Raw genomic sequence first — 15,178 nt, forward strand, 5'->3', positions numbered from 1 at the left:
AGTTTTTTATGTTTTTATTTACTATTTACATAGAATGCATAAATAACTCCCGGTAACCAACCTACAAGGGTTAGTAGAAGGCTAATTAAAAACTCGGTTCCTAAACCGTGTTTTAAAAATACAGCCAATGGTGGCAAGAGAATCGATAATATGATTGTTAGTAAAGACATTTGTTTGTTTTTTGGTTCCACACAAAATTAGAGCTAACACCTTAAAATCATTGACTTGTTTCATAGTTATGTTAGCGCATATTGACAAAACAAAATGTTAAATCATCAAAAGCTTAAAAGGAAAGAATTGGGTTAAGCGAATTGCTGTAGACTAAAGTGTTAATGAGGCATAGATATGTTTAAAAGCTGTACGACTGACTTTTACATTGGACAATGTTAATTTCGCTTGACGTTTGATACGAGTTATTGAAAGAATGCGATAACTTATATTAAAAGCCAATTAAAATCCCCGAGTAACACAAAATTATTTAAATGATTCTATGACTAGTGATTCATACAAAGCATAAAAAACCTTCTAAATGAACAAAAAAAAGAGTTAAAAAAAAGGGCCAAATATTCTACATTTTAGCACGAGAACTATCACTCTACTCCTCCAACAACCCATTAACAAATCCTTCAAACTCTTCTTTAAACTCAACATACTTTTCACCAGTTGCGGGTCCGTTAAAGCCTGTATGAATCTTACGCACTTTACCTGTTTTATCAATAAAAATAGAGGTTGGGTACGATAACACGTGGTTTAACATTGGTAGTTTCTCTTGTGCCTTGGCTTTATCAGAGGTTCCGTATTGCGCTAAAAGTATCGGATAATCGATACCAACATTGTCTTGCAAACGGTCTATGCGACTAAAAGCATCTTCTTTTGTTTTTGCATATTCGAATGCTAGTGCAACAAATTCAATCCCTCTAGATTTATTCTCTTTATAGTATTCTGCGTAATATTTGCTTTCGTCTAAACAATTTGGGCACCATGTTCCCATAATTTGCACAATTACAACTTTATCCTTAAAACGCTCATCTTTTATAGACATTAACTCATTAGCGGTATTAGGAAATTCAAAATCAATACCATCATAACCTTCTTTTATAAACGTCAAATTATTAGCACTTGGCAATTCGTAAGTATCGTTTCGTTTGGCTACAAAAGGCTCTTTCCAATGGTTGCCAGAATAGAAATAACCTTGCATAGTAGAATCTGTAACGGTTGCTGTAAATAAAAATGCATGAGCACCATCAAACGTCGACAGTTTCATTTGATCTCCATCCATAACTCCCTCTAAAAAACGATAATCACCTGTGGTTGTTCTAAAAGTTCCGGTTACCTTATCTCCTTGCTGTTTAAAAATACCTTTAGCAATATATTCGTCATCCGCAATGTCCTTACTAAAAACGGTTTCCCAAATACCTGTACTATTTTGTGATGGCTTCGATTTTACTTCAAAACGTTTCGTTTTATTAAAGTCTGCTGTAAACGGCACAGTGCGGTCTAAACTTTCTTTAATAAAACTCCCTTTTAGATTATTATCTTCAAATTTAGCCGCGATATAACCTTCAAATACGGGTAGTTTTATATAAACCGAATCATTTTCATAAGTCACCTCGTTGACGCCAATAACTTCTTCTGCATTAAATATTTTTATTTCGTTTGCTGATGTCACTTCAAAAATGAATGGTATTTCTTCATTATCTTGTGCTTCAATAACCGCTCTATACGAACCGACTTCTAAAGTTTTAGTTGGTGTTTCAGATTTACACGAAGACAATAAAATAATAGCTAAAAAGCCTATAAGGTTTTTCATAGTATAATGTTCAATTCTAATTTATTTGCTAAAAATCGGAAATCTAGAATGTTTTTCAACATAAAAAGTAAAATAAATACGTTAAAAGATGCTACACGTCATTCCCAAAAACAACAAAACCACCAATATTTCAGTAGCTTATAATACACCATATTTGTGTGTAATCCTTCAAAAATCACAATATTAAAATCAATTCTAAATTTTATCCTTTCACATTTCATTACAAATCAACTATTACTATCTTTGTAGCTTCACTAAATTGAAAAAATGAAGATTTCATACAACTGGCTTAAACAGTTTATAAAAACCGATTGGAACGCTGAAAAAACAGGCGAATTACTTACCGATCTGGGTTTAGAAATAGAAGGTATTGATACTTACGAATCTGTAAAAGGCGGCCTAAAAGGTATTGTTGTGGGCGAGGTTTTAACTTGCATACAACATCCAAATGCAGACCGCTTAAAAGTGACAACTGTAAACATTGGCACCGATGCACCTGTACAAATTGTTTGTGGTGCGCCTAATGTGGCTGCCGGACAAAAAGTACCTGTAGCAACTATTGGCACCACACTATACACCGCAGAAGGTGAAGCTTGGACCATTAAGAAAGGTAAGATCAGAGGCGAAGAAAGTCATGGCATGATCTGTGCCGAAGACGAATTAGGTCTTGGAGAATCGCACGATGGTATTATGGTTTTAGATGCCGATGTAAAAGTTGGTACACTAGCCGCAGATCTTTTTAAGGTAGAAAACGATGAAGTATTTGAAATAGGCCTAACTCCTAACCGAGCTGACGCCATGAGCCATTATGGTGTAGCGCGCGATTTAAAAGCGGGTTTACTACAAAAGGAAATCTCATTAGAGCTAATTACTCCTTCTGTAAGTTCTTACCACGTTGATGCTAGAGCTTATAAGGTTGATGTTGACGTACAAGATTACGAAAAAGCTCCACGTTATTGTGGTGTTACTATTTCAGGAATTAAAGTAGAGACCTCGCCAGCCTGGTTGCAAAACCGTTTAAAATCTATTGGCTTATCTCCTATTAATAATATTGTAGATATCACTAATTATGTCTTACACGAATTAGGACAACCTTTACACGCTTTTGATGGCGATAGAATTACAGGTAATAAAATTGAAGTTAAAACCTGTAAAGCAGGTACAAAATTTACCACATTAGATGGTGTTGAGCGCGAATTACACGAGGAAGACTTAATGATTTGCAACGCTAAAAAACCGATGTGTATTGCTGGTGTTTTTGGTGGCCTAGATTCTGGTGTTTCAGAACACACGTCTCGTATATTCTTAGAAAGTGCTTATTTCAATCCTGTGAGTGTTCGTAAAACGGCGAAACGTCATGGTTTAAATACGGATTCTTCTTTTAGATTTGAGCGTGGTATTGATCCTAATCTTACTGAGTATGCCTTAAAACGTGCTGCCTTATTAATTCTTGAAATTGCTGGTGGTGAAATTACAAGTGATATTGTAGATACGTATCCTAAGAAAATTAAAGATTTTGAAGTACGGTTGAGTTTCGACAATGCTAAAAAATTAATTGGCGAGACTATTCCAGAAGAAACTATAAAAAGTATCTTATCCTCTTTAGAGATTAAAGTGAATAATGTTACCGAAGCTGGTTTAGGATTAACCGTACCTGCATACAGAAATGATGTGCAGCGTGAAGCCGATATTATTGAAGAAATCCTAAGAGTTTACGGTTATAACAATATAGCGACGACAACGAAATTGAATGCTTCTATTTCAAATTCATCGCGTTTTGAAGACTATAAACTTCAAAATATCATAGGGAATCAATTAGCATCTCAAGGCTTTTATGAAATTATGGCGAACTCATTAACAACACCTAAGTATGTTGAATTGAGTGACGACTTAAACGCGGATCACAACGTAAAAATGTTAAATCCACTTAGTAGTGATTTAGAAGTGATGAGACAATCGTTATTGTTTTCTGGATTGGAAGCTGTAGCGCATAATATTAACAGAAAGCGTAACGATTTAAAGTTATTTGAATACGGTAAAACCTACCATCAATACACCGAAGCACGAGAAGAACATAAACACTTATCGCTATTTGTAACAGGAAATAAAACGGAAGAACGTTGGAATGCTGTAGCAAACCCAAGTGATTTCTTTTATTTAAAAGGAACCATAGAAGTGATTTTACAACGTTTAGGTTTATCACGTTTAAAATCGACTCCAAATACGTCTGATGTTTTTAGTGAAGGGATGAGTTTTTCTATTGGAAAGAAAAAACTAGTTGACTTCGGATTGGTTAAAAAATCAGTATTGAAACATTTTGGGATTTCTCAGAATGTATTATTCGCAGATTTTAACTGGGATAATGTGATTGAAATGGCAAAACATAATAAAATTAAGTTTAGTCCTATTTCAAAATACCCATCCATACGACGCGATTTTGCTTTGCTATTAGACAACAAAGTTACTTTTGAAGATATAGACACTATAGCCAAACAGACCGAAAAACAATTACTTAAAAACGTGAATTTATTTGACGTTTATGAAGGGAAAAATTTACCTCAGGGTAAAAAGAGTTATGCGGTGAGTTTTATATTTCAAGACGAAAACAAAACGCTAAACGATAAACAGATTGACAAAATCATGTCTAAACTACAATCTAATTTTGAAAGTAAACTTGGCGCTGAATTACGATAACAAGAAATAATTATCAAATACAAAAAGCCCTTAAACTTTATAGATTAAGGGCTTTTATATATCTAAGACGGTTTAATTCAATAGTATTCTTAGTCTACATAAAACAGGCATGTATTGCGTCATCAACAACACAGATAAATATTATTCTTTATTTAAGGGTATTGCGCATAAAAGTTGGTATTTTTAACACACAAAAAAAATAAATCATGGCAAATATAACATTAGGAGGAAATCCAATAGAAACTACAGGTCAATTACCAACAGTTGGTACAAAAGCACCCGATTTTACACTTACAGCAACCGACTTATCGGCTAAATCTAATGCAGATTACAGTGGCAATCGACTCATATTAAATATTTTTCCAAGTATTGATACAGGTACGTGTGCACAATCTGTAAGAACATTTAATGAAAAAGCTAGTGCATTAGACAATACAAAAGTCTTGTGTATCTCTAAAGATTTACCATTTGCTTTAGCACGTTTTTGTGGAGCTGAAGGTTTAGATAACGTAGAAAGTCTTTCGGATTTTAGAACAGGTGATTTCGGAAAAGATTACGGTATCACTTTTAAAACAGGACCTTTAGTACCATTATTATCGCGTTGTATTGTAGTTATCGATACTGACGGTACGGTTTTGCACGCTGAGCAAGTTGCTGAAATTAAAGATGAGCCTAATTATGATAGCGCTTTAGCAAGTTTAGCATAATTACCGAATGCCAAAGAAAGAATCTTTTCTAGTTAATAGAATAAAAAGTGTCGGTTTTGCTTTTAAAGGCATGCTTATACTTATTAGAACGGAAGCCAGTATTAAAGTACAGCTATGTATTGCCATAGTAATAACAAGTGCTGGCTTCTATTTTAATATTTCAAAAACTGAATGGATTGCGCAATTCACAATGATTGGTTTAGTAATGAGCCTTGAAGGCATGAATACGGCTATTGAAGCTCTTGCTGATTTTATCCACCCTAACTATCACAAAAAAATAGGTTTAATAAAAGATATGGCTGCAGGTGCCGTTTTTATTGCATCTATAGTCGCCGTTATCATTGCTGGTATTATTTATATTCCTAAGTTTATTTAATACTAGAAATTAAAATATACATCTTTAAATTTACGTTTCCATACTAGAATTAAGACTAGAAACGTTTCATATTTGTATTTTTGTTCTATTCAAATTCAACAACACCTTTAAGTTTTAAAATGAAATCATTAATTGCGACGTTTTCTATTGTATTAGCGCTATTTAGTTGCAATGAAAAGAATAAAAAAATCAGTTCTATTGAGCTTATAACAACTCAAACAGATACTTTAAGAACAATTGAAACACCTAAAATAATAATTACAAAAGCATTGGTTTTAGGACAATTTGATTATAAAACAGATTCTACATTTAGTAAAGTTAGTGCACAGCATTCTGCAAAAACCTTATACCTTAACAAAACGGTTTATACGGCTTTTTTAGACATGTATGAGGCTGCTAAAAAAGATGGAGTCGTATTACATATTTTATCAGGCACACGAAATTTCTATGAACAAAAAGCGATTTGGGAACGTAAATGGAATAGCTATTCTAATCTTGAGCCTTTAAAACGTGCTCAGAAAATTTTAGAATATAGTTCTATGCCAAGTTCATCTCGTCACCATTGGGGAACAGATTTAGACCTAAATAGTTTAAGTAATTCGTATTTTAGCACCGGAAATGGAAAGGCTATCTATGATTGGTTGAATGCAAATGCGAATCATTTTGGGTTTTACCAAGTTTACACCACCAAAGACAATAGCAGAACTGGTTATAATCTCGAAAAATGGCATTGGTCCTATTTACCATTAGCAGATCCTTATTTAAAGTTTTATAATTCTAATATCACAATTGAAGATATTGCAAATTTTAAAGGTTCTGAAACAGCTAAAGAATTACATATTATAGAAGACTATGTCAATGGGATTTCTAAAAGAGCAAAAGATTACAACTAAACTATAGATTTCCTAAATAAACGGAACTAGCTACCGAAATAAATTCGGCATAAAATGGCAAAAAAAGCAACAAAAAAGAAAACAACCACTAAAGCGGCACCGAAGACTAAGACGAAGAGAGCGTTTAAAAAACCTTCACTTAAGTTGACTAGTCAGCAAAAACTCATTTTTGGTAGTTTCCTTATTATTTTAGGAGCACTGCTCTTTATTTCCTTTTTATCCTTTGTGTTTACGGGGAAAGAAGATCAAAGTGTGCTTCATAATTTCCCAGAACGCTCAAACGAATATAAAAATTGGGCTAGTCAGCTTGGAGCTTGGGTAAGTGAATTTTTCATTACTAAAGGCTTTGGTTTACCTTCCTTTATTTTTGCGGGTTTATTATTTCTTTCAGGTGTTTATGTCGCTTTGAATTTAAACAAATCAAAATTAAGATCACATTGGGTTTGGGGAACATTGATCGTTGTATGGCTTTCAATTCTTTTCGGGTTTTTTACGCATAAATATGATTTTCTAGGAGGCACCATTGGTTTCGAGATGAATCAATTCTTTCAAGATTACATCGGTAAAATTGGGACGATACTCTTATTAACATTTGGTTTTATCACCTATTTAGCTATTCGATTTAAAATTACAGGAGAGACACTCGTAAACAGTTTTAAAAGTGCAAAAAGCTCTATCAAAGAAGATTTACAATCCGATAAAACAACAACAGAACCGACACCTATTTTTGACAATAGTTTAACTGAAGAAGCAGAAGCTATTAAGTCTGTTTTAGATATTCCTATAAAAAAGGCAGAACCGACCATTACTAAGCATTCAAAACCAGAACCTGAGGCTGAGACAGATTCTAAAGTTGAAATGCTAAAAATGGAAGTGACAGAAAAGCCGAAAGAGGAAACTATTGAAACTCCTGAATTAAAAATTGAAGTCGAAACCGTTGAAGAAGAAAAATCTGAATCCGATAATTTAGCCGCTAAATTAGTTGAAGATTTTGGACAATTTGATCCGACACTCGAATTAGGGAAGTATCAATTTCCTCCACTAGATTTATTAAAGAAATACGATAATGAAGGTATTTCTATAGATCAAGATGAACTTGAAGAAAATAAAAACAAAATTGTAGATACACTTAACAACTACAAAATTGGAATTTCGAGTATAAAAGCGACTATTGGACCAACAGTTACATTATATGAAATTGTACCAGATGCTGGAATCCGAATTTCAAAAATCAAGAATTTAGAAGATGATATTGCCCTATCGCTTGCGGCTTTAGGAATCAGAATCATTGCGCCAATTCCAGGAAAAGGAACTATTGGTATTGAGGTACCGAATAAAAATTCGACTATTGTATCGATGCGTTCGGTTATTGCATCTCAAAAATTTCAAAAATCCGAAATGCATTTACCTATTGCTTTTGGAAAAACGATTAGCAATGAAACTTTTGTTGTCGATTTAGCCAAAATGCCACACTTACTTATGGCTGGTGCAACAGGCCAAGGTAAATCGGTTGGTTTAAATGCTGTGTTAACCTCGTTACTGTATAAAAAGCATCCGGCAGAAGTAAAATTTGTTCTTGTAGATCCTAAAAAAGTAGAATTAACACTTTTCAATAAAATTGAGCGTCATTATTTGGCGAAACTTCCAGATAGCGAAGAAGCTATCATTACAGATAATACTAAGGTTATAAACACCTTAAATTCACTTTGTATTGAGATGGATAACCGCTACGAAATGCTTAAAAACGCATTTTGTAGAAATATTGCAGAATACAACGTAAAATTTAAAGCCCGAAAATTAAATCCAAATGACGGTCATGCCTTTTTACCCTACATTGTATTGGTTGTAGATGAGTTTGCCGATTTAATTATGACGGCAGGTAAAGAAGTAGAAACACCAATTGCAAGACTTGCACAGTTAGCGCGTGCTATTGGTATTCACTTAATCGTTGCAACACAGCGTCCATCGGTTAACGTTATTACAGGTATTATTAAAGCCAATTTCCCTGCTCGTATTGCCTTTAGAGTAACGAGCAAAATAGATTCGCGTACGATTTTAGATGGTTCTGGTGCCGATCAGTTAATTGGCCGTGGAGATATGCTTTATACACAAGGAAACGAACTTATCCGTATTCAATGTGCGTTTGTAGATACTCCAGAAGTTGAAAAAATCACAGAATTCATTGGTTCACAAAAAGCATATCCAGATGCTCATTTGCTTCCAGAATACGTTGGTGAAGAAGGTGGCACAAATCTTGATATTGATATATCAGACAGAGATAAATTGTTTAGAGAAGCAGCAGAACTTATTGTAACCGCGCAACAAGGCTCTGCATCTTTATTACAACGAAAATTAAAATTGGGTTACAACAGAGCAGGTCGTATTATTGATCAATTAGAAGCTGCTGGTATTGTTGGAAATTTTGAAGGAAGTAAAGCGCGTCAAGTTTTAGTTCCAGACTTAGTATCCTTAGATCAGTTGTTAGATAATGAACAGTAACACAACATTACACTAAGTAACAAAAACATTATTTTACAATAAAAACAGAAACAAAAAGGAATGAAAAAATTAATTATTATCGCATGTATTGCTATAGGATTCAATGCTTTCGCTCAGAATGATGCCAAAGCCGAATCGTTATTAAAAGAAGTAAGCTCAAAAATTAAAAGCTATAAAAATATTAGCTTAGATTTTAAATACGAATTAAATAATATTAGCGAGAATATTAAACAAGAAACACGAGGTGATGTCGTTATAGAAGGTGAAAAATACAAACTTAACATCTTAGGTATTACACGTATTTTTGATGGAAAAACGTTACACACTATTAGTCCTGAAGATGAAGAAGTTACGATTTCTTCGGATAATTCGGAAGATGAAAGCACCATTACACCGAGCAAAATGTTATCGTTTTATGAAGATGGTTATAGCTTTAAAATGGACATCTTACAAACTATCAAAGGACGAAAAATTCAGTATGTAAAACTCAGTCCAATGGATACTAATTCTGAAATAAAGCATATTTTATTAGGGATTGATGCAACTACTAAGCATATTTACAATCTAATTGAAGTTGGTAAAAATGGAACAAAAACAACATTAACTGTTAATTCTTTTAAAACCGACCAACCTATATCAAAAACCTTATTTACATTTGACAAAAGTAAATACAGTGATTACTTTATCAACAAAATAGACTAAGGCTAAATTATAATTCTGTGAAAATATTAGATAGGTACATACTTATCACATTTTTAAAGACGTTTTTTAGCGTCTTTATTATATTCATGTTCATCTTTATTTTACAAGGAGTTTGGCTATATATTGCTGAACTTGCTGGTAAAGATTTGGACGTTACTGTGACTGCTAAATTTATTTTGTATTACATGCCAAAGCTAATTCCTTTGGTAGTGCCGCTGACCGTTTTATTATCTTCAATAATGGTTTTTGGTAACTTTGCAGAAAACTATGAATTTGCGGCAATGAAATCTACAGGTATTTCATTGCAACGTGCCATGCGAAGTTTAAGTGTATTCATTGTAGCGCTTGGTATTGGCTGTTTCTTTTTTGCAAATAATGTGATTCCTTGGGGAGAGTATAATTTTTACAACCTTAGACGTAACATCGCTAAAATGAAACCAGCATTAGCTATTGCTGAAGGTCAGTTTAACGAAATTGGAAATATTAATATAAAAGTTGCAAAAAAGTCTGGTGACCGTGGGCAGTTTTTAGAAGATGTTGTTATTCATGAAAAAAGTACCACAAGACGTGGCAATTATAAAGTTATTGTTTCTGAAAGAGGGGAATTAAAAAGTAGCCCTGATTCTAATATTCTTCAACTTGAATTGTTGAATGGGAATTATTACGAAGAAGTTATCAGTAAGGACGTCAGAAAGAATCAGAACAAACCGCATGTTAAAAGTTATTTTGACAACTATATTACCAATGTAGATTTAGAAATACTAAACAGTGAGGACTTAGATGAAAAAAGTCAAACTGACAGATATAACATGCTAAGTGTGGCGCAGTTAAATAAAGTTATTGATACCTTACAACAAAACAGACAAGTCGATTACGAAACTTTATCAACCACCCTATATAACCGTAGTACATACGCGTCTCTAAATATAAATATTGATACGACTAAGACTAGAAAAACCATTCCAAAAGATTCTCTTTTAATTGCTAAAAACCTTTTAGATTTTTATAATACAGCTCAAAAAATTCAAATTCTGAATTTGGCATTAAACTCTTCTAATAGTACCAGACAAATTTTAGATTCTAATGAAAAGAACTTAGAAACGAAACAAATATTTTTAAACAAGCACATTATATCATTACAAGATAAAATTGTTTTAGCATTTGCGTGTATTATTCTCTTTTTTGTAGGAGCACCACTTGGAGCATTAATACGAAAAGGTGGACTTGGGTTACCAATGGTCATCGCTATTGTCCTTTTCCTAACCTATCATTTCTTTGGTATTTTCGCTAAAAACAGTGCTGAAAAAGGTAGTTTTAGTCCTGTTATTGGTTCTTGGCTTTCTACAGCTGTAATGCTACCGTTAAGTATTTATCTTACAACCCGTGCTACAAATGATAAAGGCGTTTTTGAGTTTGATGCTATTATCGTCCCCCTTAAACGATTATTTAATCCTAAGAATAAACTTCAACTTTCGGAAAGTGATACTAAAGTGTATAACTTTTATTCCAAATATTCTATTGAAGAGTTAATTGACATCATTAAGAAACAAGATGAATTTACGTTAGATAAAAAGCCAAAAGAGATTGCACTTCATAATATATTAGATCGAAATATTTCACTTGAAGGTTTAAAGTCTGAAGGTTTAGAAATTCCGGATACACTTATAAAAGCAAGAGTATTACTGAAAGATTACAATGATTACTCAAAAACCAGTTTAATCAGTTATTGTGTTGGTATTGTACTATTCGTGTTACATTTTGTGTTTAACAATAATAAACTTCCAGAATTAACAGAATCGGCTTTAACTTTAAGTATTATCGCCTTTATATTTTTTGCTATTTATGTTATTGTTAACGCTTTGGTGTATTCCAAATTCTATAAAATTATTAATCAAGAAGGAAAGCGAATCAATCCTTTAATTGTCGCATTAACACTTCCTATTTATCCACTAAAGTATATAATTGTAAGAAGTAGAATTTCTCAAGACTTCTACCTCAGCTGTCTTCAAAATATAAAATAAGCGTATCTTTGCAACGTCAAAAAAAAAGCACCATGATGATTACTAAAACCAAGAATGCACAAACCAGTCTAAACTCTATTGAAGAAGCTATAGAAGATATAAAACAGGGTAAGGTTATCATTGTTGTTGATGATGAAAATCGTGAAAACGAAGGTGATTTTATTGCAGCCGCAGAAGCTGTAACTCCTGAAATGATAAATTTTATGGCAAAACATGGTAGAGGCCTAATTTGTGCGCCTCTTACTGAAGACCGCTGTGACGAACTCGATTTATCAATGATGGTACAAAATAATACCGTTCTACACCATACACAGTTTACAGTTTCTGTTGATTTAATAGGACAAGGCTGTACAACTGGGATTTCTGTTCATGACAGAGCCAAAACAATAAAAGCTTTAGTTGAAAAGGATACCAAGCCACAAGATTTAGGTCGTCCTGGGCATATATTTCCTCTAAAGGCTAAGAATGGCGGAGTTCTAAGACGTACAGGTCATACTGAAGCCGCTGTTGATTTAGCGCGTTTAGCTGGTTTTCAACCTGCCGGAATTTTAGTCGAAATTTTAAATGAGGATGGCACCATGGCAAGGCTTCCTGAATTATTGAAAGTCGCAGAGAAATTTAATTTAAAAATTATCTCAATTGAAGACCTAGTAGCCTACCGTATGGAGCACGATTCTTTAATTGAAAAGAAAGAAGATTTTAATATTGAAACACGTTTTGGTAAATTTAGACTAAGAGCCTACCAACAAACAACGAACAATCAAATTCATATTGCTTTAACTAAAGGAAGTTGGTCTAAAGACGAACCTGTTTTAGCACGTGTTAATGTTTCCTTAGTTAATAATGATATACTTGGAACGTTAACTAATAATGCAGATCAAAAATTGGACAATATGTTCAACGCCATCAATACAGAAGGAAAAGGAGCTGTAATTTTCATTAATCAGCAAGCAGAATCGATGAATCTATTAAATCGTCTGTCTATTTTGAAAGACAATCAAATAGAAGGAGAATTAGTAAAAGCACCGAGTTTAGGTATGGATTCTAAAGATTTTGGTATTGGAGCTCAAATACTTCACGATCTTAAAGTGAGAAAACTAAGATTATTATCCAACAGTCTCCAAACCAAACGTGTTGGTATGATTGGTTATGGTTTAGAAATTGTAGATTACGTAGAGTATTAAATACATTAATATCTGAATAAAAAAGAGAGCCTTATCTATTATGAGGCTCTCTTTTTATATGAACTAATAGTGTGTGTTTTTTACTATTTTACAACTATCTTTTTTGTGATTTCTCCTTTTTCAGAATAATTTTTTAATACGTAAATACCAAATTCAAACTGATCTACTCTTATCTGTTTTGTTTCCCTTGTGTATAAATAAATTCTAATCTGAAAATATTATAGTCGAATTTAAATATGCGCTTTTATAATTTTCGCCATCTTTTCAGCACGATCCTTAACCTCATCTTCCGTCCAAGACAATTTAATTAAACATGAAATATTACGAGCGATGTATGAATCAGACTGCTCAAAGGTTTTAGTTTGAAGATATTCTAAACCTTTTTTAACTTCTGTCGAAATTGGAAACAACGATTTTAAATCCTTAAGATGGTTCCATTCTTTAATATAATGCCAATTGTTGTGGTAGTAATTCCAACATGCATCTACTCCACCTGTTTTAAAAGCTTCAATTACTTTTTGCGAAGATTCGGCGTCTGGTAAAAAGAAGTTTAAGAAGGCATAGCTTTCTTCACCTCCTTTAGGAACAGTTCTAAATGTTACTCCCGGAACTCTAGATAATGCATTTCTTAGAATCGTATAATTACGTTTCTGAATAGCAATAAACTCTGGCAGACGTCTTACTTGAGCCAAACCAACGGCTGCATGTAATTCTGAAATTCTGAAATTATAACCTAAAAACGGATGCGTTTCTGCTCCTCTATCACTACCAACATGGTCATGACCATGATCACTGTAATGATCGGCATTTATATAGTAATCTTTGTTATTCGTGACAACAGCTCCTCCTTCTCCACAGGTAATTGTTTTTACAAAGTCGAAAGAAAAACAACCTAAATCTGCTATGCTTCCTAATGGTTTTCCTTTATACGTTCCACCAATAGCTTGGCATGCATCTTCTACAAATAATAAATTATGCGTATTACAAATATCTTGCAACGCATCCATATTCCCCATACTTCCGCACATTTGTACGACCATAACCGCTTTTGTCTTCGGAGTTATTGCTGCTTCTACAGCTTTTGGATCTAGAGTTAAGGTATCGTCAATATCAACTAAAATAGGAATAGCTCCCAACATCATAATGGCTTCAAAACTCGCCACAAACGTAAAGGTTGGCATAATTACCTCATCACCTGCTCCTACTCCAGCTGATGCTAAGGCAACAGATACTGCGGCTGTTCCGCTAGACACCAATTGAACATGGTTAGATTGAAACGTTTTTCCTAATTCAGATTCTAATTCTTTAGCTTTCCAATGGCCTTTTCGCATGCCATCAAAACCATAACGCATTAAGACTCCATTGTCTAAAACATCATTAACTTCGTTACGTTCTAAATCACTAAATAACTCGAATCCTGGCATATTGAATTTTAATTTTATTGGTCTATGTTTCGTTGAAAAACAAAGATATCATTTTACATATTTCTCACAGTTAAAACTGCTATAATTCTACAACCGTTTTTGAAATTGGTTGTCTTACTTTTTTAAAATCAGCGAACATGTCATCATCCGCTCTATACCCTACCGGCAACAACAAAACAGAACTTAATCCATGCTTTTCTAGTTCTAATTTTTCATCTAACACTTTTGGTATAAAACCTTCCATAGGACAACTATCTATGCCTTCTACAGCACAAACAGTCATTAAATTTCCTAAAGCAATATAAGCCTGTTTTGTTGCCCAAATGAGTTTCTTATCTGCAGGCATATCTTCAACTGTAGATTTTAATTCCTTTTTAAAAGGATTAAGGATAGCATCTGGTGTGTTTCGTATCGCTTTTATCGTATCAAAATGTGCATTCACATCGTTACCGTCAATTTCATTTTGAATACATAACACCAATAAATGAGAAGAATCAATAACCTGACGTTGACCATAAGCGACCTCTACTAAACGCTCTCTTGCAATCTTATCTTCTACAACAACTAATTTTAAGGTTTGCAATCCATAAGACACAGCCGTTAAATTAAACGCTTCTTTTAATATATTAAGTTTTTCTCTAGAAAGTGATTTGGTAGTATCAAATTTTTTGGTCGCGTAACGCCAATTTAATTGCTCTATTATGGACATGCTCTTTTTTTGAGCAAAAATAAGGAATAAAGAACTTAAAAAAGCCTTAATAAGTTAAGCTAAAACTATTTGATACCTTTTTAATTCATATAAAAACCACCTTAAATTGATAAATAATCTAACAAAAAAATACCGTTTAACTTGTTTTATTGTAGCTTT

Annotated in this window: 13 protein-coding genes; 8 read left to right on the plus strand and 5 right to left on the minus strand. The window is 33.2% G+C overall.

Features of this window, described 5'->3' with window-relative positions:
* Nucleotides 1-14: 14 nt before the first annotated feature.
* Both HM984_RS12365 and HM984_RS12370 read right to left on the minus strand, forming a co-directional pair.
* Entirely contained in the window at nucleotides 15-170 is a 156-nt protein-coding gene (locus HM984_RS12365) for a YqaE/Pmp3 family membrane protein (RefSeq protein WP_115809603.1), read from the minus strand.
* A gap of 425 nt (nucleotides 171-595) precedes the next feature.
* Nucleotides 596-1,810: a peroxiredoxin family protein gene (locus tag HM984_RS12370; protein WP_179349373.1), complete on the minus strand. Its 1,215-nt coding sequence runs from the start codon at nucleotides 1,808-1,810 to the stop codon at nucleotides 596-598.
* Nucleotides 1,811-2,077: 267 nt separating this feature from the next.
* On the opposite strand from HM984_RS12370, the gene pheT reads away from it, so the two are divergent.
* The 8 genes from pheT (at nucleotide 2,078) to ribB (ending at nucleotide 12,886) form a co-directional block, all read left to right on the plus strand.
* Nucleotides 2,078-4,504, plus strand: coding sequence for a phenylalanine--tRNA ligase subunit beta (gene pheT / locus HM984_RS12375; RefSeq protein ID WP_179349374.1), 2,427 nt, complete (start codon nucleotides 2,078-2,080; stop codon nucleotides 4,502-4,504).
* A 206-nt stretch (nucleotides 4,505-4,710) separates the two neighbouring features.
* Nucleotides 4,711-5,211, plus strand: a complete 501-nt coding sequence (gene tpx, locus HM984_RS12380; protein WP_115809597.1) for a thiol peroxidase — start codon at nucleotides 4,711-4,713, stop codon at nucleotides 5,209-5,211.
* A gap of 7 nt (nucleotides 5,212-5,218) precedes the next feature.
* The gene (locus tag HM984_RS12385; RefSeq protein ID WP_179349375.1) at nucleotides 5,219-5,587 is read left to right on the plus strand and encodes a diacylglycerol kinase family protein; all 369 of its coding nucleotides are present in this window, start codon (nucleotides 5,219-5,221) and stop codon (nucleotides 5,585-5,587) included.
* Nucleotides 5,588-5,706: 119 nt separating this feature from the next.
* On the plus strand, nucleotides 5,707-6,480 hold the full coding sequence (locus HM984_RS12390) for a M15 family metallopeptidase (protein ID WP_179349376.1): 774 nt from the start codon (nucleotides 5,707-5,709) through the stop codon (nucleotides 6,478-6,480).
* A 54-nt stretch (nucleotides 6,481-6,534) separates the two neighbouring features.
* Entirely contained in the window at nucleotides 6,535-8,979 is a 2,445-nt protein-coding gene (locus HM984_RS12395) for an FtsK/SpoIIIE family DNA translocase (RefSeq protein ID WP_179349377.1), read from the plus strand.
* A gap of 60 nt (nucleotides 8,980-9,039) precedes the next feature.
* A complete protein-coding gene (gene lolA1 / locus HM984_RS12400) occupies nucleotides 9,040-9,681 on the plus strand; it encodes an outer membrane lipoprotein periplasmic chaperone LolA1 (RefSeq protein ID WP_179349378.1) in 642 nt (213 codons plus the stop codon).
* Between the two features lie 17 nt (nucleotides 9,682-9,698).
* On the plus strand, nucleotides 9,699-11,702 hold the full coding sequence (locus HM984_RS12405; protein WP_179349379.1) for an LptF/LptG family permease: 2,004 nt from the start codon (nucleotides 9,699-9,701) through the stop codon (nucleotides 11,700-11,702).
* Between the two features lie 35 nt (nucleotides 11,703-11,737).
* Nucleotides 11,738-12,886 carry a 3,4-dihydroxy-2-butanone-4-phosphate synthase gene (gene ribB / locus HM984_RS12410; RefSeq protein WP_179349398.1) on the plus strand — a complete coding sequence of 383 codons (1,149 nt, stop codon included), beginning with the start codon at nucleotides 11,738-11,740 and terminating at the stop codon, nucleotides 12,884-12,886.
* An 83-nt stretch (nucleotides 12,887-12,969) separates the two neighbouring features.
* Here ribB and HM984_RS17965 read toward each other — a convergent pair whose 3' ends face one another.
* The 3 genes from HM984_RS17965 to HM984_RS12420 form a co-directional block, all read right to left on the minus strand.
* Complete coding sequence (locus HM984_RS17965) at nucleotides 12,970-13,095, minus strand: T9SS type A sorting domain-containing protein (RefSeq protein WP_503328565.1); 126 nt, start codon at nucleotides 13,093-13,095, stop codon at nucleotides 12,970-12,972.
* A 21-nt stretch (nucleotides 13,096-13,116) separates the two neighbouring features.
* Nucleotides 13,117-14,310, minus strand: a complete 1,194-nt coding sequence (locus HM984_RS12415; RefSeq protein WP_179349380.1) for a DegT/DnrJ/EryC1/StrS family aminotransferase — start codon at nucleotides 14,308-14,310, stop codon at nucleotides 13,117-13,119.
* A 79-nt stretch (nucleotides 14,311-14,389) separates the two neighbouring features.
* A complete protein-coding gene (locus tag HM984_RS12420; protein ID WP_179349381.1) occupies nucleotides 14,390-15,019 on the minus strand; it encodes an NAD(P)H-dependent oxidoreductase in 630 nt (209 codons plus the stop codon).
* Between the last annotated feature and the right edge of the window lie 159 nt (nucleotides 15,020-15,178).

The sequence above is a fragment of the Winogradskyella pacifica genome, from assembly GCF_013403915.1.
GTDB lineage: Bacteria > Bacteroidota > Bacteroidia > Flavobacteriales > Flavobacteriaceae > Winogradskyella > Winogradskyella pacifica.

Excerpts from the sequence above, each read along its gene's own strand:
- HM984_RS12365 (WP_115809603.1), bottom strand. The coding sequence starts at position 170 with ATGTCTTTACTAACAATCATATTATCGATTCTCTTGCCACCATTGGCT.
- HM984_RS12370 (WP_179349373.1), bottom strand. The coding sequence starts at position 1,810 with ATGAAAAACCTTATAGGCTTTTTAGCTATTATTTTATTGTCTTCGTGT.
- pheT (WP_179349374.1), top strand. The coding sequence starts at position 2,078 with ATGAAGATTTCATACAACTGGCTTAAACAGTTTATAAAAACCGATTGG.
- tpx (WP_115809597.1), top strand. The coding sequence starts at position 4,711 with ATGGCAAATATAACATTAGGAGGAAATCCAATAGAAACTACAGGTCAA.
- HM984_RS12385 (WP_179349375.1), top strand. The coding sequence starts at position 5,219 with ATGCCAAAGAAAGAATCTTTTCTAGTTAATAGAATAAAAAGTGTCGGT.
- HM984_RS12390 (WP_179349376.1), top strand. The coding sequence starts at position 5,707 with ATGAAATCATTAATTGCGACGTTTTCTATTGTATTAGCGCTATTTAGT.
- HM984_RS12395 (WP_179349377.1), top strand. The coding sequence starts at position 6,535 with ATGGCAAAAAAAGCAACAAAAAAGAAAACAACCACTAAAGCGGCACCG.
- lolA1 (WP_179349378.1), top strand. The coding sequence starts at position 9,040 with ATGAAAAAATTAATTATTATCGCATGTATTGCTATAGGATTCAATGCT.
- ribB (WP_179349398.1), top strand. The coding sequence starts at position 11,738 with ATGATTACTAAAACCAAGAATGCACAAACCAGTCTAAACTCTATTGAA.
- HM984_RS12415 (WP_179349380.1), bottom strand. The coding sequence starts at position 14,310 with ATGCCAGGATTCGAGTTATTTAGTGATTTAGAACGTAACGAAGTTAAT.
- HM984_RS12420 (WP_179349381.1), bottom strand. The coding sequence starts at position 15,019 with ATGTCCATAATAGAGCAATTAAATTGGCGTTACGCGACCAAAAAATTT.